General features: G+C 70.7%; 16 protein-coding genes. 2 read left to right on the forward strand and 14 right to left on the reverse strand.

Features of this window, described 5'->3' with window-relative positions:
* Position 1: 1 nt before the first annotated feature.
* From nuoL to ACY0MR_RS15805, 12 genes are all read right to left on the reverse strand, one after another.
* Positions 2–1894 (reverse strand): NADH-quinone oxidoreductase subunit L, encoded by a 1893-nt coding sequence (gene nuoL, locus ACY0MR_RS15750; RefSeq protein WP_473561248.1) that lies wholly within the window; start codon positions 1892–1894, stop codon positions 2–4.
* Between the two features lie 13 nt (positions 1895–1907).
* On the reverse strand, positions 1908–2207 hold the full coding sequence (nuoK, locus tag ACY0MR_RS15755; RefSeq protein WP_148005711.1) for an NADH-quinone oxidoreductase subunit NuoK: 300 nt from the start codon (positions 2205–2207) through the stop codon (positions 1908–1910).
* Positions 2204–3040 carry an NADH-quinone oxidoreductase subunit J gene (locus ACY0MR_RS15760; protein WP_361855162.1) on the reverse strand — a complete coding sequence of 279 codons (837 nt, stop codon included), beginning with the start codon at positions 3038–3040 and terminating at the stop codon, positions 2204–2206. The genes nuoK and ACY0MR_RS15760 overlap by 4 nt, the downstream gene beginning before the upstream one ends.
* Entirely contained in the window at positions 3037–3633 is a 597-nt protein-coding gene (nuoI, locus tag ACY0MR_RS15765) for an NADH-quinone oxidoreductase subunit NuoI (protein ID WP_388792612.1), read from the reverse strand. The genes ACY0MR_RS15760 and nuoI overlap by 4 nt, the downstream gene beginning before the upstream one ends.
* Positions 3608–4969 carry an NADH-quinone oxidoreductase subunit NuoH gene (gene nuoH, locus ACY0MR_RS15770; RefSeq protein ID WP_392041594.1) on the reverse strand — a complete coding sequence of 454 codons (1362 nt, stop codon included), beginning with the start codon at positions 4967–4969 and terminating at the stop codon, positions 3608–3610. Before nuoH ends, nuoI begins: the two co-directional genes overlap by 26 nt.
* On the reverse strand, positions 4966–7464 hold the full coding sequence (locus ACY0MR_RS15775; protein WP_473561251.1) for an NADH-quinone oxidoreductase subunit G: 2499 nt from the start codon (positions 7462–7464) through the stop codon (positions 4966–4968). The genes nuoH and ACY0MR_RS15775 overlap by 4 nt, the downstream gene beginning before the upstream one ends.
* Entirely contained in the window at positions 7461–8813 is a 1353-nt protein-coding gene (nuoF, locus tag ACY0MR_RS15780) for an NADH-quinone oxidoreductase subunit NuoF (protein ID WP_473561253.1), read from the reverse strand. Before nuoF ends, ACY0MR_RS15775 begins: the two co-directional genes overlap by 4 nt.
* Complete coding sequence (nuoE, locus tag ACY0MR_RS15785) at positions 8810–9550, reverse strand: NADH-quinone oxidoreductase subunit NuoE (protein WP_388792606.1); 741 nt, start codon at positions 9548–9550, stop codon at positions 8810–8812. The genes nuoF and nuoE overlap by 4 nt, the downstream gene beginning before the upstream one ends.
* Positions 9547–10869 carry an NADH-quinone oxidoreductase subunit D gene (locus ACY0MR_RS15790; RefSeq protein WP_361854137.1) on the reverse strand — a complete coding sequence of 441 codons (1323 nt, stop codon included), beginning with the start codon at positions 10867–10869 and terminating at the stop codon, positions 9547–9549. The genes nuoE and ACY0MR_RS15790 overlap by 4 nt, the downstream gene beginning before the upstream one ends.
* Positions 10866–11597 carry an NADH-quinone oxidoreductase subunit C gene (locus ACY0MR_RS15795; RefSeq protein WP_361854134.1) on the reverse strand — a complete coding sequence of 244 codons (732 nt, stop codon included), beginning with the start codon at positions 11595–11597 and terminating at the stop codon, positions 10866–10868. Before ACY0MR_RS15795 ends, ACY0MR_RS15790 begins: the two co-directional genes overlap by 4 nt.
* A gap of 115 nt (positions 11598–11712) precedes the next feature.
* Positions 11713–12267 carry a NuoB/complex I 20 kDa subunit family protein gene (locus tag ACY0MR_RS15800; protein WP_319310819.1) on the reverse strand — a complete coding sequence of 185 codons (555 nt, stop codon included), beginning with the start codon at positions 12265–12267 and terminating at the stop codon, positions 11713–11715.
* Between the two features lie 17 nt (positions 12268–12284).
* Positions 12285–12644 carry an NADH-quinone oxidoreductase subunit A gene (locus ACY0MR_RS15805; protein ID WP_019888619.1) on the reverse strand — a complete coding sequence of 120 codons (360 nt, stop codon included), beginning with the start codon at positions 12642–12644 and terminating at the stop codon, positions 12285–12287.
* Between the two features lie 670 nt (positions 12645–13314).
* On the opposite strand from ACY0MR_RS15805, the gene ACY0MR_RS15810 reads away from it, so the two are divergent.
* Positions 13315–14190: a C40 family peptidase gene (locus tag ACY0MR_RS15810; protein WP_473561257.1), complete on the forward strand. Its 876-nt coding sequence runs from the start codon at positions 13315–13317 to the stop codon at positions 14188–14190.
* A 117-nt stretch (positions 14191–14307) separates the two neighbouring features.
* Here the strand turns inward: ACY0MR_RS15810 and ACY0MR_RS15815 are convergent, their stop codons facing one another.
* Positions 14308–15432 (reverse strand): NAD(P)-dependent oxidoreductase, encoded by a 1125-nt coding sequence (locus ACY0MR_RS15815; protein WP_473561259.1) that lies wholly within the window; start codon positions 15430–15432, stop codon positions 14308–14310.
* Between ACY0MR_RS15815 and ACY0MR_RS15820 the strand changes: the two genes are divergently transcribed.
* Positions 15395–16324: a GlxA family transcriptional regulator gene (locus ACY0MR_RS15820; RefSeq protein WP_404079495.1), complete on the forward strand. Its 930-nt coding sequence runs from the start codon at positions 15395–15397 to the stop codon at positions 16322–16324. The genes ACY0MR_RS15815 and ACY0MR_RS15820 overlap by 38 nt on opposite strands.
* On the opposite strand, the gene ACY0MR_RS15825 is transcribed toward ACY0MR_RS15820, so the two are convergent.
* Positions 16290–17576, reverse strand: coding sequence for a geranylgeranyl reductase family protein (locus tag ACY0MR_RS15825; protein WP_388792599.1), 1287 nt, complete (start codon positions 17574–17576; stop codon positions 16290–16292). The genes ACY0MR_RS15820 and ACY0MR_RS15825 overlap by 35 nt on opposite strands.
* Positions 17577–17683 lie beyond the last annotated feature (107 nt).

Below are 17683 nucleotides of genomic sequence, written 5' to 3' on the forward strand. Positions count from 1 at the left end.
GTTACACCGCCCTCATCAGCAGGGTCGCGGCGATCAGCACCGCCGTACCTCCGAACATGGAGACCGCGTACGAGCGGGCGTAGCCGTTCTGGAGCTTGCGCAGCCGGCCGGAGAGTCCGCCGACGGAGGCCGCGGTGCCGTTGACCACGCCGTCGACCAGGGAGTGGTCGACGTAGACGAGCGAGCGGGTCAGATGGGTGCCGCCGCGGACGAAGACGGCGTGGTTGAGGTCGTCCTGGAGCAGGTCGCGGCGGGCGGCCCGGGTGAGCAGGGAGCCGCGCGGGGCGGCGACCGGGACGGGCTTGCGTCCGTACTGGACGTACGCGAGGCCGACGCCGATCACCATGACGGCCACGGTGGCGCCGGTGACGGCCGCGGCGCTGAGCGGCGAGTGGCCGTGCTCGAAGCCGGTGACCGGCTCCAGCCACTCGACGAACCCGGCGAACTCGAAGAACGCGCCCGCGGCGACGGAGCCGACGGCGAGCAGCACCATGGGGACGACCATGGACCTGGGCGACTCGTGCGGGTGCGGCGGGTTGCCGTTCTCGTCGTTCTGCCAGCGCTTCTCGCCGAAGAAGGTCATCAGCATCACGCGGGTCATGTAGTACGCGGTGATGGCCGCGCCGAGCAGGGTGACCGCGCCGAGGATCCAGCCCTCGGTGCCGCCCTTCGCGAAGGCCGCCTCGATGATCTTGTCCTTGGAGAAGAAGCCGGACAGGCCGGGGAAGCCGATGATCGCGAGGTAGCCCAGGCCGAAGGTCACGAAGGTGACCGGCATGTACTTCCGCAGGCCGCCGTACTTCCGCATGTCGACCTCGTCGTTCATGCCGTGCATGACCGAACCGGCCCCGAGGAACAGCCCGGCCTTGAAGAAGCCGTGCGTCACCAGGTGCATGATCGCGAAGACGTAGCCGATGGGGCCGAGGCCGGCCGCCAGGATCATGTAGCCGATCTGCGACATCGTCGAGCCGGCGAGGGCCTTCTTGATGTCGTCCTTGGCGCAACCGACGATCGCACCGAAGAGGAGCGTGACCGCGCCGACGATGGTGACGACGAGCTGCGCGTCGGGGGCGGCGTTGAAGATGTCGGCGGAGCGGACGATCAGGTAGACGCCGGCGGTCACCATGGTGGCCGCGTGGATGAGGGCCGAGACCGGGGTCGGGCCCTCCATCGCGTCCCCGAGCCAGGACTGCAGCGGCACCTGGGCCGACTTGCCGCAGGCGGCGAGGAGCAGCATCAGACCGATCGCGGTCAGCGTGCCCTGGCTCGCCTCCCCGGTCGACTCCAGCACCGGCCCGAAGGCGAAGGTGCCGAAGGTGGTGAACATGATCATGATGGCGATCGAGAGCCCGATGTCGCCGACCCGGTTGACCAGGAACGCCTTCTTCGCGGCGGTGGCCGCGCTCGGCTTGTGCTGCCAGAAGCCGATCAGCAGGTACGAGGCGAGGCCCACGCCCTCCCAGCCGAAGTACAGCAGCAGGTAGTTGTCGGCGAGGACGAGCAGGAGCATCGCCGCGACGAACAGGTTGAGGTAGCCGAAGAAGCGGCGACGGCGCTCGTCGTGCTCCATGTATCCGATGGAGTAGACGTGGATGAGCGTGCCGACCCCGCTGATCAGCAGGACGAAGGTCATCGACAGCTGGTCGAGCTGGAAGGCGAAGTCCGCCTGGAAGCCCTCGACGGGGATCCAGGTGAAGAGCCGCTGGTGCAGGGCCCGGTCGTCGGCGCTCCTGCCGAGCATGTCGGCGAAGAGCGCCAGGCCGACGGCGAAGGAGGCGGCCGCGAGGAGCGTGCCGATCCAGTGCCCGGCCTTGTCGAGCCGCCGCCCGCCGCAGAGCAGGACGACTGCCCCCAGCAGGGGCGCCGCGATGAGCAGCGCAATCAGGTTGTCCACAGTTTCCGGCCCCTTACAGCTTCATCAGGCTGGCGTCGTCGACCGAGGCCGAGTGGCGGGCACGGAAGACGGACACGATGATCGCGAGCCCGACGACGACCTCCGCGGCGGCGACGACCATCGTGAAGAACGCGATGATCTGGCCGTCGAGGTTTCCGTGCATGCGGGAGAAGGCGACGAACGCGAGGTTGCAGGCGTTGAGCATCAGCTCGACGCACATGAAGACCACGATCGCGTTGCGCCGGATCAGGACCCCGACCGCACCGATGGTGAACAGCAGGGCAGCGAGGTACAGGTAGTTGACGGGATTCACCGGGTGGCCTCCTCTTCGTCCCGGTCCCGGCCGAGGCGCTCCTCGGAGCGCTGCTCCAGGGCCTTGAGGTCGGCGAGGGCCTCGGTGGACACGTCACGGATCTGGCCCCGCTTGCGCAGGGTCTGCATGACGGTGAGCTCCGCCGGGGTGCCGTCGGGCAGCAGACCGGCGATGTCCACGGCGTTGTGCCGGGCGTAGACGCCGGGCGCGGGCAGCGGCGGCACGTGCGTGCCCTCGCGGACGCGCTGCTCGGAGAGCTCCCGCTGGGTCGCGGCCCGCTCGGTGCGCTCGCGGTGCGTGAGCACCATCGCGCCGACGGCGGCGGTGATGAGGAGCGCGCCGGTGATCTCGAAGGCGAAGACGTACTTGGTGAAGATGAGGGCGGCGAGGCCCTCGACGTTCCCGCCGCGGGCGCTGTTGGCGGCGCCGAGTCCGGCGAACTCCTTCAGCGAGGCGTTGCCGATGCCGGCCGCGAGCAGGACGCCGAAGCCGAGGCCGCAGACCACGGCCCACCAGCGCTGGCCCTTGATGGTCTCCTTCAGCGAGTCCGCGGCCGTGACACCGACCAGCATGACGACGAAGAGGAAGAGCATCATGATCGCGCCGGTGTAGACGACGATCTGGACGATGCCGAGGAAGTACGCCCCGTTGGCCAGGTAGAAGACCGCCAGGATGATCATGGTGCCGGCGAGGCAGAGCGCCGAGTGCACGGCCCGCCTCATGAGGATCGTGCAGAGGGCGCCGACGACGGCGACGGTGCCGAGGACCCAGAACTGGAAGGCCTCGCCCGAGGAGGTCGTGTACGCCGCGAGGGTTTCGAGGTGTGCGCTCATGCCTCCGCCCCCTCCTGCTCGCCCTTCTCCCCCTTGGACACGGCGACCTGGCGGACGGTGCCGGGCGCGGCCCCTTCGACGAGGCCCAGGTAGTAGTCCTGCTCGGTCATGCCGGGGTGGATCGCGTGCGGCGAGTCGACCATGGTGTCCTCGAGGCCCGCGAGAAGCTGCTCCTTGGTGTAGATCAGGTTCTCGCGGGACGAGTCGGCCAGTTCGAACTCGTTGGTCATCGTCAGCGCCCGGGTGGGGCAGGCCTCGATGCAGAGCCCGCAGAGGATGCAGCGGGCGTAGTTGATCTGGTAGACGCGGCCGTACCGCTCGCCCGGGGAGTAGCGCTCCTCCTCCGTGTTGTCCGCGCCCTCGACGTAGATCGCGTCGGCGGGACAGGCCCAGGCGCACAGCTCGCAGCCGACGCACTTCTCCAGGCCGTCGGGGTGTCGGTTGAGCTGGTGCCGGCCGTGGAAGCGGGGCGCCGTCGTCTTCTGCTGCTCCGGGTACTGCTCGGTCAGCCGCTTCTTGAACATGGCCTTGAAGGTCACGCCGAAGCCGGCCACCGGATTCTGGAAGTCAGACACCGTCCGTCTCCTTTCCATCACTCGCAGAGGCAGAATCGGGGGCGCCGCTGACGACGAGGTCCCGCCCGTGCCGGGGCCTGCGCCGGGGCACGGCGGGCAGGGACTGCCCGGGCTTGGGCGGTACGGGGAAGCCTCCGGCCATCGGGTCGAAGGAGCGGGAGTCCGCGGCCGGGGGCGCCGCGGCCTTCGCCTTCCGGTCGCGGAAGACGTCGACCACGAAGGAGAGCAGCAGCAGTCCGAGGACGGCCCCGGCGACGTACAGCACGATGTTGCCGAAGGCGATGTTCTCGTTCCGCAGCGCACGGACGGTGGCGACCAGCATCAGCCAGACCACCGAGACGGGGATGAGGACCTTCCAGCCGAGCTTCATCAGCTGGTCGTAGCGGACCCGGGGCAGGGTGCCGCGGAGCCAGATGAAGAAGAACAGCAGCAGCTGCACCTTGATGACGAACCAGAGCATCGGCCACCAGCCGTGGTTCGCGCCCTCCCAGAAGGTGGAGACCGGGTAAGGGGCCCGCCAGCCGCCCAGGAAGAGCGTCACGGAGACGGCCGAGACCGTCACCATGTTCACGTACTCGGCGAGCATGAACATCGCGAACTTGATGGACGAGTACTCGGTGTTGAAGCCGCCGACGAGGTCGCCCTCGGACTCCGGCATGTCGAACGGGGCGCGGTTCGTCTCACCGACCATCGTGACGATGTAGATGATGAACGAGACCGGCAGCAGGATCACGAACCAGCGGTCCGCCTGCGCCTCGACGATCGCCGAGGTCGACATCGACCCGGAGTAGAGGAAGACGGAGGCGAAGGCCGCGCCCATGGCGATCTCGTACGAGATCATCTGCGCGCAGGAGCGCAGTCCGCCGAGCAGCGGGTACGTGGAGCCGGACGACCAGCCGGCCAGGACGATGCCGTAGATGCCGACGGAGGCGACCGCGAGGACGTACAGCATCGCGATCGGCAGGTCGGTGAGCTGCATCGCGGTCCGGTGACCGAAGATCGACACCTCGTTGCCGGCCGGGCCGAAGGGGATCACGGCGATCGCCATGAACGCCGGGATGGCCGCGACGATCGGGGCGAGGACGTAGACGACCTTGTCGGCCTTCTTGACGATCACGTCCTCCTTGAGCATCAGCTTGATGCCGTCCGCGAGGGACTGGAGGAGGCCCCAGGGGCCGTGCCGGTTGGGGCCGATGCGCAGCTGCATCCAGGCGACGACCTTGCGCTCCCAGACGATGGAGAACAGCACGGTCACCATCAGGAAGGCGAAGCAGAAGACGGCCTTGATCAGGACGAGCCACCAGGGGTCCGTCCCGAACATGGACAGGTCTTCGGCGGCGAGCGGCGTGGTCATGCCTGCACCTCCGTGACCTCGACGGGGCTCGGGGTCGCCGGGCCGATGCGGACCAGGTCGCCCGGGTGGGCGCCGGTGTCGGAGAGGACGCCGCGGCCGGCCGAGTTCAGCGGGAGCCAGACGACGCGGTCGGGCATCTCGGTGACCTGGAGCGGGAAGGCGACGGATCCCGCGGGGCCGGTGACGCCGAGGAGGTCGCCGTCCTTGACGCCGGTGTCGGCGGCGGTGGCGGCGGAGAGCCGGGCGACCGCCGCGTGCCGGGTGCCCGCGAGGGCGGTGTCGCCCTCCTGGAGCCGGCCGAGGTCGAGCAGCAGCCGGTGTCCGGCGAGGACGGCCTCGCCGTCGCCCGGCCGGGGTGCCGCCTGGCCGGGTTCGACGGGCTCGGAGGCCCGCTCCTCCGTCCAGCCGCCGAGCCGGTCGAGTTCCCGGCGGACGGCCCTGAGGTCGGGCAGTGCCAGGTGGGCGTCGAGGGCGTCGGCGAGCATGTGGAGCACGCGGGTGTCCGTCGGTGCCAGGGGCCGGGTCATCTGCTCGGGCTTGAGCGCGGCCTCGAACATCCGCGCCCTGCCCTCCCAGTTGAGGAAGGTGCCGGGCTTCTCGGCGACGGCGGCGACCGGGAGGACGACGTCGGCCCGGGCGGTCACCTCGCTGGGCCGCAGTTCCAGGGAGACGACGAAGGCCGCTTCGAGGGCCTCGCGCGCGCGGGCCGGGTCCGGGAGGTCGGCGACCTCGACGGCGCCGACGAGCAGGGCGGCGAGCTCCCCGGTGGCGGCGGCCTCGACGATCTGGCCGGTGTCGCGGCCGTAGCCGTGCGGGAGTTCGCGGACGCCCCAGGCTGCGGCGACCTCCTCGCGCGCGCGGGGGCTGGTCGCCGGCCGGCCGCCGGGCAGCAGCGCGGGGAGCGCTCCGGCCTCGACCGCTCCGCGTTCGCCGGAGCGGCGCGGGATCCACACGAGCCGGGCGCCGGTGGCGGCGGCGGCGCGCAGGGCCGCGGTCAGGGCTCCGGGAACGCCGGCGAGGCGCTCGCCGACGACCAGGACGGCGCCCGGTTCGCGCAGGGCCTCGGCGGCGGCGGGTCCCTCGCCCTCCAGGCCGACCCGGGAGGTCAGCGCGTCCAGCCACTCGGTCTCGGTGCCGGGAGCGGCGGGCAGCAGGGTGCCGCCCGCCTTCTCCAGGCCGCGGGTGGCGAACGGGGCGACCGCGTAGGTCCGCTGGCCGTGCTTGCGCCAGGCCTTGCGCAGTCGCAGGAAGACGCCGGGGGCCTCCTCCTCGGCCTCCAGGCCGACGAGCAGGACGGCCGGGGCGGCTTCGAGCGAGGTGTACGTGACGCCCGTGCCGTCCAGGTCCCGGCCGCGGCCCGCGACGGCGGAGGCCAGGAAGTCGGCCTCCTCGCCGGAGTGGATCCGGGCGCGGAAGTCGATGTCGTTGGTGTCGAGGGCGACCCGGGCGAACTTGGCGTACGCGTAGGAGTCCTCGACGGTCAGCCGCCCGCCGGCCAGGACGCCGGTGCGGCCGCGGACGAGTCCGCGGGCGGCCGCCTCCAGGGCCTCGGGCCAGGACGCGGCCTCCAGTTCACCGGTGTCGGCGTTGCGGACGAGCGGGGTGGTGAGCCGGTCGCGCTGCTGGGCGTACCGGAATCCGAAGCGGCCCTTGTCGCAGATCCACTCCTCGTTGACCTCCGGGTCCTCGGCGGCGAGCCGCCGCATGACCTTGCCGCGCCGGTGGTCGGTGCGGGTGGCGCAGCCGCCGGCGCACTGCTCGCACACGGACGGCGAGGAGACGAGGTCGAAGGGGCGGGAGCGGAAGCGGTAGGCGGCCGAGGTGAGGGCGCCGACCGGGCAGATCTGGATGGTGTTGCCGGAGAAGTACGACTCGAAGGGGTCGCCCTCGCCGGTGCCGACCTGCTGGAGCGCGCCGCGCTCGATCAGCTCGATCATCGGGTCGCCCGCGACCTGGTTGGAGAAGCGGGTGCAGCGGGCGCACAGCACGCAGCGCTCGCGGTCGAGGAGCACCTGGGTGGAGATCGGTACGGGCTTCTCGTAGGTCCGCTTGACGCCTTCGAAGCGTGACTCGGCCTGTCCGTGGGACATGGCCTGGTTCTGCAGGGGGCACTCGCCGCCCTTGTCGCAGACGGGGCAGTCCAGCGGGTGGTTGACGAGCAGCAGCTCCATCACGCCGTGCTGGGCCTTCTCGGCGACGGGGCTGGTCAGCTGGGACTTCACCACCATGCCGTCGGTGCAGGTGATGGTGCAGGACGCCATCGGCTTGCGCTGGCCCTCGACCTCGACGATGCACTGGCGGCAGGCGCCGGCGGGGTCGAGGAGCGGGTGGTCGCAGAACCGCGGGATCTCGATGCCGAGCTGTTCGGCGGCGCGGATGACCAGGGTCCCCTTGGGGACGGAGATCTCGATGCCGTCGATGGTCAGCGTGACGAGATCCTCGGGCGGTACGGCAGCCGAACCGCCGCCGGCCGGGCCGGCCGTGGTGACCGTCATGCCGTGACCTCCTTGTGGTTGTCCGCCCAGGCGGTCGACTTGGCCGGGTCGAAGGGGCAGCCGCGGCCGGTGATGTGCTGCTCGTACTCCTCGCGGAAGTACTTCAGCGAGGAGAAGATCGGCGAGGCGGCGCCGTCGCCGAGGGCGCAGAACGACTTGCCGTTGATGTTGTCGGCGATGTCGTTGAGCTTGTCGAGGTCGGCGAGGGTGCCCGCTCCGTTCTCGATGGACCGGAGCAACTGGACCAGCCAGTAGGTTCCTTCGCGGCAGGGCGTGCACTTGCCGCAGGACTCGTGGGCGTAGAACTCGGTCCACCGGGTGACGGCCCGGACGACGCAGGTGGTCTCGTCGAAGCACTGGAGCGCCTTGGTGCCCAGCATGGATCCGGCGGCGCCGACGCCCTCGTAGTCGAGGGGCACGTCGAGGTGCTCGTCGGTGAACATCGGGGTGGAGGAGCCGCCGGGCGTCCAGAACTTGAGCCGGTGGCCGGGGCGCATGCCGCCGCTCATGTCGAGGAGCTGGCGGAGCGTGATCCCGAGCGGGGCCTCGTACTGGCCGGGCGAGGAGACGTGCCCGGACAGGGAGTACAGCGTGAAGCCCGGGGACTTCTCGCTGCCCATCGAGGTGAACCACTCCTTGCCCCGGTTGAGGATCGCGGGAACGGACGCGATGGACTCGACGTTGTTCACCACGGTGGGGCAGGCGTAGAGGCCGGCGACCGCGGGGAAGGGCGGACGGAGCCGGGGCTGGCCGCGGCGCCCTTCGAGCGAGTCGAGGAGCGCGGTCTCCTCGCCGCAGATGTACGCGCCGGCGCCGGCGTGCACGGTGATGTCCAGGTTCAGGCCGCTGCCGAGGATGTCGCGGCCGAGGTAGCCGGCGGCGTACGCCTCGCGGACCGCCTCGTGCAGGCGGCGCAGGACGGGGACGACCTCGCCGCGCAGGTAGATGAACGCGTGCTCGGAGCGGATCGCGTAGCAGGCGATGATCATTCCCTCGATGAGGGAGTGCGGGTTGGCGAAGAGGAGCGGGATGTCCTTGCAGGTGCCGGGCTCGGACTCGTCGGCGTTGACGACGAGGTAGTGGGGCTTGCCGTCGCCCTGCGGGATGAACTGCCACTTCATGCCGGTGGGGAAGCCGGCGCCGCCGCGGCCGCGGAGGCCGGACTCCTTGACGTACGCGATGAGGGCGTCGGGGCTCATCGCGAGGGCCTTGCGGAGCCCCCGGTAGCCCTCGTGCCGCTCGTACGTCTCCAGGGTCCAGGACTCGGGCTCGTCCCAGAAGGCGGAGAGGACGGGCGCGAGGAGCTTCTCGGGGCTGCTGTTGTTGATCTCGGCGGCCAAGGTCATCACTCCCCCTCCTGACCGGAGGTCTCACCGCGCGGGTGGACGATTCGGTGGTGCGGCTGCTCGCCCTTGGCGAGTCGGAGTCCCACGAGCGAGGCGGGGCCCGCGCCGCCGGTGGCCTCGACGGCGCCGGGACGCTCGTCGGGGAAGCCGGCGAGGATGCGGGCCGTCTCCTTGAAGGTGCAGATCGGGGCGCCCCGGGTGGGCTCGACGGTCCGGCCGGCCCGCAGGTCGTCGACCATCCGCTTGGCCGACTCGGGGGTCTGGTTGTCGAAGAACTCCCAGTTGACCATCACCACGGGGGCGAAGTCGCAGGCCGCGTTGCACTCGATGTGTTCGAGGGTGACCTTGCCGTCCTCGGTCGTCTCGTTGTTGCCGACGCCGAGGTGCTCCTTGAGCTCCTCGAAGATGGCGTCGCCGCCCATGACCGCGCAGAGCGTGTTCGTGCACACGCCGACCTGGTAGTCGCCGGAGGGCTTGCGCCGGTACATCGTGTAGAAGGTGGCGACGGCGGTGACCTCGGCGGTGGTCAGACCGAGGGTCTCGGCGCAGAACGCCATGCCGGTACGGGTGACGTGGCCCTCCTCCGCCTGCACGAGGTGCAGCATCGGCAGCAGCGCCGAGCGGGAGTCCGGGTAGCGGTCGACGATCGCCCGCGCGTCCTCCGTCAGGCGGGCGTGGACCTCGGCCGGGTACGCGGGGGCGGGGAGCTGGGGCATGCCCAGACTGATCTGGTCGGTCATCGGTCGACGCCTCCCATCACGGGGTCGATGGAGGCGACGGCGACGATGACGTCGGCGACCTGGCCGCCCTCGCACATCGCGGCCATGGCCTGGAGGTTGGTGAAGGACGGGTCGCGGAAGTGGACCCGGAAGGGGCGGGTGCCGCCGTCGGAGACGACGTGCACGCCGAGCTCGCCCTTGGGCGACTCGACGGCCGCGTAGGCCTGTCCGGCCGGGACCCGGAAGCCCTCGGTGACCAGCTTGAAGTGGTGGATCAGGGCCTCCATGGAGGTGCCCATGATCTTCGCGATGTGGTCCATGGAGTTGCCGAGGCCGTCGGTGCCGAGGGCCAGCTGCGCCGGCCAGGCGATCTTCTTGTCGCCGACCATGACGGGACCCGGCTCCAGGCGGTCGAGGCACTGCTCCACGATCCGGAGGGACTGCCGCATCTCCTCCAGGCGGACGAGGAAGCGTCCGTAGGAGTCGCAGGTGTCGGCGGTCGGGACCTCGAAGTCGTAGTCCTCGTAGCCGCAGTACGGGTCGGTCTTGCGCAGGTCGTGCGGGAGGCCCGCCGAGCGCAGGATCGGTCCGGTGGCGCCGAGGGCCATGCAGCCGGTGAGGTCGAGGTAGCCGACGTCCTGCATGCGGGCCTTGAAGATGGGGTTGCCGGTGGCGAGCTTGTCGTACTCCGGCAGGTTCTTCTTCATGGTCTTCACGAACTCGCGCACCGCGTCGACGGCGCCCGGCGGCAGGTCCTGGGCGAGGCCGCCGGGGCGGATGAACGCGTGGTTCATGCGCAGGCCGGTGATCAGCTCGTAGAGGTCCAGGATCATCTCGCGGTCCCGGAAGCCGTAGATCATGATCGTGGTGGCGCCGAGCTCCATGCCGCCGGTGGCGATGCACACCAGGTGGGAGGAGAGCCGGTTGAGCTCCATCAGCAGGACGCGGATGACGCTCGCCCGGTCCGGGACCTGCTCGGTGATGCCGAGCAGCTTCTCCACGCCGAGGCAGTACGCCGTCTCGTTGTAGAACGAGGTGAGGTAGTCCATGCGCGTGACGAAGGTGGTGCCCTGCGTCCAGGTCCGGTATTCGAGGTTCTTCTCGATGCCGGTGTGGAGGTAGCCGATGCCGCAGCGGGCCTCGGTGACGGTCTCGCCGTCGATCTCCAGGATGAGGCGGAGCACGCCGTGGGTGGACGGGTGCTGGGGGCCCATGTTGACGATGATGCGCTCGTCGTCGGCCTTGGCCGCCGACTGGACGACCTCCTCCCAGTCGCCGCCGGTCACCGTGTAGACGGCGCCTTCTGTCGTCTCGCGGGGAGACGCGTGGGAAGTGCTCACGAGTACGACCTCCGCTGGTCCGGAGCCGGGATCTGGGCGCCCTTGTACTCGATGGCGATGCCACCGAGGGGGTAGTCCTTGCGCTGCGGGTGGCCCTGCCAGTCGTCCGGCATCATGATCCGGGTGAGGGCGGGATGGCCGTCGAAGACGATGCCGAAGAAGTCGTACGCCTCCCGCTCGTGCCAGTCGTTCGTCGGGTAGACCGCGACGAGCGACGGCAGGTGCGGGTCGGTGTCCGGGGCGGACGTCTCCAGGCGGATCAGCCGGCCGTGGGTGAGCGAGCGCAGGTGGTAGACGGCGTGCAGCTCACGGCCCTTGTCGCCGGGGTAGTGGACGCCGGAGACGCCGGTGCAGAGCTCGAAGCGGAGCGCCGGGTCGTCGCGGAGGGTCCGGGCGACGCGGACGAGGTGCTCGCGCTCGATGTGGAAGGTGAGCTCGCCGCGGTCGACGACCGTCCGCTCGATGGCGTTCCCGGGGAGCAGGCCCTGCTCCTCCAGCGCGCCCTCGAGTTCGTCGGCCACCTCGTCGAACCAGCCGCCGTAGGGGCGGGAGGCCGGTCCGGGGAGCCGGATCGAGCGGACGAGTCCGCCGTAGCCGGAGGTGTCGCCGCCGTTGTTCGCGCCGAACATCCCGCGTTGGACGCGGACCTCCTCACCGTGCTCCCCGCGCTGCCCCGGCAGGTTCTGCTCGCTGAGGTCCTTCTCGGGATTGGGTGTCTCGTCGCTCACTGTGCCGAACCGTTCCCTTCTCCGCCCGCGCTGGGGGTACCACCCGACGAAGGCAGGGGGAGCAGAGGTGCCGGCTTCGTCGCGTTCTGCGGCCCGGTGGCCGCGCGTGCGTCGGTCACCTCAGCAGACCCTTCAGTTCAATCGTCGGCAGCGCCTTCAGCGCCGCCTCCTCCGCCTCCCGGGCCGCCTCCTCGGCGTTCACGCCGAGCTTGGAGCCCTGGATCTTCTGGTGGAGCTTGAGGATCGCGTCGAGCAGCATCTCCGGGCGCGGCGGGCAGCCGGGCAGGTAGATGTCGACCGGCACGATGTGGTCGACGCCCTGGACGATCGCGTAATTGTTGAACATGCCGCCCGAGGAGGCGCAGACGCCCATGGAGATGACCCACTTGGGGTTGGGCATCTGGTCGTAGACCTGCCTCAGGACGGGCGCCATCTTCTGGCTGACCCGGCCGGCCACGATCATCAGGTCGGCCTGGCGCGGTGAGCCGCGGAAGACCTCCATGCCGAAGCGGGCCAGGTCGTACCGGCCTGCTCCGGTGGTCATCATCTCGATGGCGCAGCAGGCGAGGCCGAAGGTCGCGGGGAACACGGACGCCTTGCGCACCCAGCCCGCGGCCTGTTCGACCGTCGTCAGCAGAAAGCCGCTCGGGAGTTTCTCTTCGAGTCCCATAGGTGCCCCTCAGCCCCTCAGTCCCATTCCAGGCCGCCGCGACGCCACACATACGCGTAGGCGACGAAGACGGTGAGCACGAAGAGCAGCATCTCCACGAGCCCGAAAAGCCCCAGGGCGTCGAAGGTGACCGCCCAGGGGTAGAGGAAGACGATCTCGATGTCGAAGACGATGAAGAGCATCGCCGTCAGGTAGTACTTGATCGGGAAGCGGCCGCCTCCGGCGGGCGTGGGTGTCGGCTCGATGCCGCACTCGTACGCCTCAAGCTTTGCCCTGTTGTACCGCTTTGGCCCGATAAGCGTGGCCATGACCACGGAGAAGATCGCAAACCCCGCACCCAGGGCACCGAGCACGAGGACGGGCGCGTACGCATTCACGCTCCTCGCTCCTTCCAGTCGTCCTTGACCGTTGGACCGCACGGCCGGACCGTGAAAGATCGCCCCCATGTGAGGCAGTTCACAAGCCCGGCTGCCCCGCATCCTATGCCCGCCCCTCTGTGATCTGCGACACGGGGTACGCCAAGGACTTTGTGATCTCCACCACCTGACGAAGGATCATGAAGTCGGATGAGCGGTGATCTTGTTGCGCGAAGCGCCCAGGTGATCACCAGATGTGACATCCGGACCGGAAATCGCTGCTCGGAGGGGGTGTCGCACTATCAAGTGATGGTCACTACAGGCAAATTGGCGATGGACGCGACCGGGTGATAAAGGAACCGGCCGTCGCCCGGTCGAGGGGTCCCGCGTACGGCGGTGGACGCGTGCATCCGTTCACGAGCGTTCGTGAGATGAAAATGTGACCTGCGCCACATCGGTCGGCGCCGAAAAACGTGGGGCTTGGCCATGCGCGTCAAGAGGTGGTAAGCGTCGGGCAATTCGGACCTTTCATTGAAAACCCATGATCAAGGCCCAGATGACCCGTGCCCGATTTGCCCGTTACGGCGTCAATAAGGGCGCCACGGAAGCGGATTAGGAGATTCCGAACGTAACTGTGGCGCAACCCACGTTTCTTGAAGGGAACCGTGAAGCCCTGATAGCGGTTGTCCTCATGTCCCACACCGCTCACATACCCAGCCACCGGAAGCCCCGCCGCAGCGCCTCGAAGCTCGCGCTGCGGGCCGGAGTTGCCGGTGGCGTCCTCGGCACCATCGCGGTGGCCGGTGCTGCCGGGCCGGCGAACGCCGAGCCGGTGACCGGGACCATCGAAATGCCCACCCTGGGCTCGCTCGAGAACGGCGCCGGTCTCGCCTCCGCCGTCGCCGCCTCCGCCGAGGCCTCCCAGCAGGAGGCGCTCGACCAGAGCCTCCAGTCGCAGGAGAACCTGGCGCTGCAGAAGGCCGCCAAGGAGGCCAAGAAGGCCAAGTCCGAGGCCGACCGCAAGGCGGCCGCCGAGAAGGCCGAGAAGGCCCGCCTCCAGGCCGAGGCCGAGGCGAAGGCCGAGCGGGAGCGCAAGGAGGCCCAGGAGCGCGCCTCCCGGACCAGCGAGCGCACCCGGCTCACCTCCACGTCCGCGGGCGACGACGGCGGCTCCTCGACCGGCTCCGGCGAGAGCGACACGCAGGCCCCCTCCGGCTCCGCCGCCGCGATCGTGGCCTTCGCGCGCGCCCAGGTCGGCGACTCGTACGTCACCGGCGGCACCGGCCCCAACTCCTGGGACTGCTCCGGCCTCGTCCAGGCCGCCTACCGCCAGGCCGGCATCGACCTGCCCCGCATCTCGTACGAGCAGTCGAGCATGGGCACCTCCGTCTCCCTGAGCAACCTCCAGCCGGGCGACATCCTGTACTGGGGCAGCCGCAGCGGCTCGTACCACGTCGCGATCTACGTGGGCGGCGGCAACTACGTCGGCGCGCAGAACTCGTCGACCGGTGTCGTCGAGCGCTCCCTGGACTGGGACACCCCCTCCGGCGCGGTCCGTCTCCTCTGACCGGACCCGCTCCCACGGCGCACGGGAAGCCGTCACTCCTCGGGGGAGTGACGGCTTCCTCCCGTGCGGCCGACCGCCGCCCCTGGCCCGTTCCGGGCGGGAAGCGGCCGGATCGCGCTACTTCCGGAACGCCTCGATGATCCGGGCGTAGCTGTCCCCGCCGTGGCCCGCCTCGACCGCGGCCCGCATCAGGTCCAGGTGCAGCTCGGGCAGCCGGCCGTCCACGCCCCGCGCCTCCCCCGCGTGCAGCAGGTGGCCGATCGCCGCCACCTGGACGTCGATCGTGGCGTCCGCGCCCGGGTACTCCCCGGCGTCGATCTGCTCGGCGTACCCCGTCATGAACCAGGAGACCGTCCTCAGCCAGCGGGTGGCCACCGCCGTGAACTCCCGCGCGGGCACGCCGTCCGCGCCGGCCAGGGCGGTGGCGTGCAGCCAGCCGCCGAAGACGGACCACATGAGACCGAGCAGGCCCGCGTCGTAGAGCGAGGCGAGGCCGGCGTCCGGACCGAGGTCCACCGGGTCGCCCAGGACGGCGAGCGTCGCGCGGTGGGCGGCGAGCAGTCCGGGTGAACCCGCGTAGAGGAACATGTTGGCGCTGTCGCCTACCCCCGGCGGGGTCGTCATGACGGCGCCGTCGAGGTAGCCGATGCCGTGCTCGGCCGCCCAGGCCGCCTCCGCGCGCGCCTGCTCGGGGGAGCCCGAGGTGAGGTTGACCAGGACCCGGCCGCGCAACGACCCGGCCACGGGGGCGAGGAGTCCGCGGACCGCCGGGTAGTCGAGGACGCAGACCACGACGAGCTCGCCCGCGGCGACGGCGTCCTCGACGGACGCGGCGCGGACGGCTCCCCGGGCGACGAGCGCGTCGGCCTTCCCGGGGGTGCGGTTCCAGACGGTGGTGCGGTGGCCGGCGGCGAGGAAGGCGTCGGCGAGGGCGGTGCCCATCTGGCCGAGGCCGATGACCGTGATGCTCTGTGCGTTCATGGGATCCACGCTCGCAGCGGCGGAATCCGGACGACAGCGGCAGGACCGACGCCGTCCGCACGATTCCTGCCGTACGGTCGGCGTCATGATCACGGACGGCGGGACCTCCCGGGGCGGACACGCGGGCGACCGGGACACGGGCGGGCAGGCCGCCGGCCGGGGGCCGGGAGTCGTCGCCATCGCCGTCCTGCCGGACCGGCGCATCGGGACCTCCCTCTGGGAGATGTACGAACTCTCCCTGGCCTGCGGGGTCTTCGGCATCCCCCACCCGGATCTCGCCGACCCCTGGTACGAGCTGCGGCTCTGCGGGGACTCCGGCGGGGCCGGGATCTTCTCCGTGCGCACCGACCACGGCCTCGACGGACTCGTGGGCGCGGACACCGTCATCGTGCCCTCCGTGCCCGACGCCGTCGTCGAGGACGGCGGCGAGGTGCCGGCCGAGCTGGTCGAGGCGCTGCGCGCGGCCGCCGCCTCCGGCGCCCGGATGGTGTCCCTGTGCACCGGCGCCTTCGCGCTCGCCGCCGCCGGGATCCTCGACGGGCGCCGGGCCACCGCCCACTGGCAGCACACCGCGCAACTGGCCGCCCGCCACCCCGAGGTGACCGTGGACGACTCGGTCCTCTACACGGACGAGGGATCCGTGCTGACCAGCGCCGGGGCCACCGCCGCGCTCGACCTCTGCCTGCACCTGGTGCGCACCGACCTCGGTGCGACCGTCGCCGGCCAGCTCGCCCGCCGTCTCGTCGTCCCGGCCCACCGCCCCGGCGGTCAGGCCCAGTTCATCGAGGCGCCGCTCCCGCCGAGCGACGACGACAGCCTGGGGCCCGTCCTGCAGTGGGCGACCGAGCACCTGTCCGAGCCGCTGACCGTGGAGGAGCTGGCCCGGCGGGCCCGGATGAGCCCGCGCACCTTCCACCGGAGGGTGCGCGAGGAGTACGGGACCACCCCGCTGCAGTGGCTGCTCCAGCAGCGGGTGGCCCGGGCCCAGACCCTGCTGGAGTCCACCGACCTGCCCGTGGAGCTGGTGGGCGACCACAGCGGGCTGGGCTCCGCGGCCAATCTGCGCCGGCACTTCACCCGTGCCGTCGGAGTGTCCCCGTCCGGGTACCGCCGGGCGTTCAGGCCTTCGGGGCCACCTTCGAGAGACCGTTGATGATGCGGTCCATGGCGTCGCCGCCCGAGGGGTCGGTCAGGTTCGCCAGCATCTTCAGCGTGAACTTCATCAGCATCGGGTGGGTCAGACCGCGCTGGGTCGCGATCTTCATGACCTTGGGGTTGCCGATGAGCTTCACGAAGGCGCGGCCGAGCGTGTAGTAGCCGCCGTAGGTGTCCTTGAGGACCTGCGGGTAGTTCCGCAGCGCGAGCTCGCGCTGGGCCGGGGTGGACCGGGCGTGCGCCTGGACGATGACGTCGGCCGCGATCTGGCCGGACTCCATGGCGTACGCGATGCCCTCGCCGTTGAACGGGTTGACCAGGCCGCCGGCGTCGCCGACGAGCAGCAGGCCCTTGGTGTAGTGCGGCTGGCGGTTGAAGGCCATCGGGAGGGCGGCGCCGCGGATCGGCATCGTCATGTTGTCCGGGGTGAAGCCCCAGTCCTCCGGCATCGAGGCGCACCAGGCCTTGAGGACCTCGCGCCAGTCGAGCTCGCGGAAGGCCTTGGAGGAGTTGAGGATGCCGAGGCCGACGTTGGACGTGCCGTCGCCCATTCCGAAGATCCAGCCGTAGCCGGGCAGCAGCCGGTCCTGCGGGCCGCGCCGGTCCCACAGCTCCAGCCACGACTCCAGGTAGTCGTCGTCGTGGCGGGGCGAGGTGAAGTACGTGCGGACGGCGACGCCCATCGGGCGGTCCTCGCGCCGGTGCAGGCCCATCGCCAGGGAGATCCGGGTGGAGTTGCCGTCGGCGGCGACGACGAGCGGGGCGTGGAAGGTGACCTCGCGCTTCTCCTCGCCGAGCTTGGCGTGGACGCCGGTGATCCGGCCCGTGCGGTCGTCGATGATCGGGGCGCCGACGTTGCAGCGCTCGTGGAGGCGCGCGCCCGCCTTCTGGGCCTGGCGGGCGAGCTGCTCGTCGAAGTCGTCGCGCTTGCGGACGAGTCCGTAGTCCGGGTAGGAGGCGAGGTCCGGCCAGTCGAGCTCCAGGCGCACGCCGCCGCCGATGATCCGCAGGCCCTTGTTGCGCAGCCAGCCGGCCTCCTCGGAGATGTCGATGCCCATGGAGACGAGCTGCTTGGTCGCGCGGGGCGTGAGCCCGTCGCCGCAGACCTTCTCGCGGGGGAAGGCGGTCTTCTCCAGGAGGAGGACGTCCAGTCCGGCCTTGGCGAGGTAGTACGCGGTGGTCGATCCGGCCGGGCCTGCCCCGACGACGATGACGTCCGCGCTGTGCTCGGAGAGGGGCTGCTCGGTCACGGCGAGATCTCCCGGTGATTCGGCGATGGGAACGTACCGAAGTCTAGGCGGGTCGGCCGCGGCGGGGCCGGAGGGTCACCCCCGTACCGGCCCCGGCGCGCGGCGGC

Source organism: Streptomyces sp. JN8, assembly GCF_055808075.1.

Excerpts from the sequence above, each read along its gene's own strand:
- ACY0MR_RS15760 (WP_361855162.1), bottom strand. The coding sequence starts at position 3,040 with ATGAGCGCACACCTCGAAACCCTCGCGGCGTACACGACCTCCTCGGGC.
- nuoI (WP_388792612.1), bottom strand. The coding sequence starts at position 3,633 with ATGGAAAGGAGACGGACGGTGTCTGACTTCCAGAATCCGGTGGCCGGC.
- nuoH (WP_392041594.1), bottom strand. The coding sequence starts at position 4,969 with ATGACCACGCCGCTCGCCGCCGAAGACCTGTCCATGTTCGGGACGGAC.
- ACY0MR_RS15775 (WP_473561251.1), bottom strand. The coding sequence starts at position 7,464 with ATGACGGTCACCACGGCCGGCCCGGCCGGCGGCGGTTCGGCTGCCGTA.
- nuoE (WP_388792606.1), bottom strand. The coding sequence starts at position 9,550 with ATGACCGACCAGATCAGTCTGGGCATGCCCCAGCTCCCCGCCCCCGCG.
- ACY0MR_RS15800 (WP_319310819.1), bottom strand. The coding sequence starts at position 12,267 with ATGGGACTCGAAGAGAAACTCCCGAGCGGCTTTCTGCTGACGACGGTC.
- ACY0MR_RS15810 (WP_473561257.1), top strand. The coding sequence starts at position 13,315 with ATGTCCCACACCGCTCACATACCCAGCCACCGGAAGCCCCGCCGCAGC.
- ACY0MR_RS15820 (WP_404079495.1), top strand. The coding sequence starts at position 15,395 with ATGTACGAACTCTCCCTGGCCTGCGGGGTCTTCGGCATCCCCCACCCG.
- ACY0MR_RS15815 (WP_473561259.1), bottom strand. The coding sequence starts at position 15,432 with ATGCCGAAGACCCCGCAGGCCAGGGAGAGTTCGTACATCTCCCAGAGG.